The 2,147-nt window shown below is 36.1% G+C and carries 1 protein-coding gene; it reads left to right on the forward strand.

The window, feature by feature from the left end:
• The first annotated feature begins 226 nt into the window (after positions 1–226).
• Positions 227–1,876, forward strand: a complete 1,650-nt coding sequence (locus EHC72_RS22415; RefSeq protein WP_165585921.1) for a recombinase family protein — start codon at positions 227–229, stop codon at positions 1,874–1,876.
• Positions 1,877–2,147: the final 271 nt, after the last annotated feature.

A 2,147-nucleotide genomic window follows, 5' to 3' on the forward strand; every position in this document is an offset into this window, starting at 1 on the left:
TTGAAGGGCAGGTCAATCGTATTAAAACAATTAAAAGAAAGATGTACGGCAAGGCAGGGTTTCAGCTGCTAAGAAAAATGGTACTTGCAAAATCAGCATAATTCACCAAAAGTGACGGAGAGCCACTATGTGCGAAAACAGGTGGATATATTGCCGAAATCCCCAAACTTATGACTACTTTCCTTTAAAGTTGTGTTGCAAACGTTTTAATGATAAATGTTTGATTATGACAACTGCTATTTTATACATCAGAGTAAGCACTGATGAACAAGCCATAAAAGGCTATTCGTTGCATGTTCAAGAAGAACGGCTGCAACGGTTTTGTGTTGCTAATAACATTGTTGTCCTAAAGGTGGTAAAAGAAGACCATTCTGCCAGGACATTTGATAGACCGGCTTGGAAAAATTTTATTAAGGAAATAAAGAGACCTAAAAAAATATGCCCTGATCTAATTCTTTTTACCAAATGGGATAGATTTAGCAGGAACATTGCAGATAGTTATTATATGATCCGGTTACTTAAAGATCTACAAATCGAACCTCAAGCCATCGAGCAGCCTCTCGATCTTTCCGTACCCGAAAACAAAATTCTGTTAGCTGTTTATATAGCGACATCAGAGGTTGAAAATGACAGGCGATCACTAAATGTAAAACAGGGTATAAACAAAGCCAGGCAAGAAGGGCGATGGACGTCTAATGTACCCTTAGGATATTCTTTCCAGTTAACGAAAAGCGGGGTAAAACTAATAGTCCCCAAAGAACCGGAAGCATCGTTGATAAGAAATGCATATCGAATTATCGTTTCAAATGACCATAGTGATATTCAATCCATCTACAATGGATTGGTAAATTCAGGATTGAAATGTAGTAGAAGCCATTTTTGGCGGATAATAAGAAATCCCTTTTACAGCGGGAAAATAGTTGTCCCTAAATTTGAGGGGACCAATTCCTATTTGGTAAAAGGAAATCATGAAGCAATTATACCAGAAATATTATTCAATAAAGTTCAGCGAATTTTGAATAGCGAGAAGCGAAAAACGGTTGCTAGGCTCAAACCCGACGAGAAATTGCCGTTACGTGGATTGATGCTATGTCCAAATTGTAAGGGAAGATTAACAGGTAGCAAGTCAAAGGGGAAAATATCTTATTACGCTTACTATCACTGCCATCATTGTTGTGCTTTCCGAGTTCGTGCGGACAAGGCTAATCATTTAGTCGAGAACGAATTAAATAAACTCGTAGCTGATGCGGCATATCAGAAGATATATTCAGATGTCCTAAGATATGTATGCAAAGAATTTTTTGAAGAGCAGATTGTAACACAGAATAGGGCGGTTCAAAGTACCCATAAATTAGTAGAACGGATTGTAAAGGCCAAAGAACTTTCATTAAAGGGGGAAATAGAAAATGACGATTTTATTCTAATCAGGACGGATTGCGAAAAAAGGATTAACGGAATGGGACTAGAGCTACAACGATCGACGCTGCTAAAAGAACAAAATAAAGTGCAGCTGAAAAGAAAAACACTACAGCTATCTCTACTAGGCATGATATGGAATCGGTATAATTCTATGAAAAAACGAGAACTCCTTACTATGCTATTACAGACTAGTCCGGTTCTGCAGAAAGAGTTTCGGATTGATGATATTTTGAACAACTCAGCTAGATTTGTCTTTGGTTTAAAGGTAGTTAACAAAGCAGCAGAACCAAATGATATATTTACAAATAACCTTCCAGAACAAATGGCTAATGATATGGTCGATAAGATCCTGAAGCATGAGTTATGCAATAGCAATGATTTGTCAAGGGTAGGGGGCCAGGAAATACTTGATTTTATAGTGAAATTTGCACTTTTGGCGGCTGAGGATGTAAATTGAGGGTGTTCGAATCCCCTAAAGCTCTTGGGGTTTTATTGTCTATTTTTAGAAAAATAGTACGATTTTTAGTTTAAATCGTTAATACCCATCAAAGGTTGTTCTTTATGTTGTTCTGTAAATATTTGGATATCAGTACTTTGTAAAAAAAAAAGAGGTTGTCTCAAAAAGGCAACCTCTTTTTGTTGATAAAAGATTCAATTTTCAAGTTTTAAAATTTGTTTTATTGTATTGAATTTCAGATATTTAAGTATAAATAATTGAGATTTATGCC

Source organism: Pedobacter nototheniae (assembly GCF_004335085.1).
Taxonomy (GTDB): domain Bacteria; phylum Bacteroidota; class Bacteroidia; order Sphingobacteriales; family Sphingobacteriaceae; genus Pedobacter; species Pedobacter nototheniae.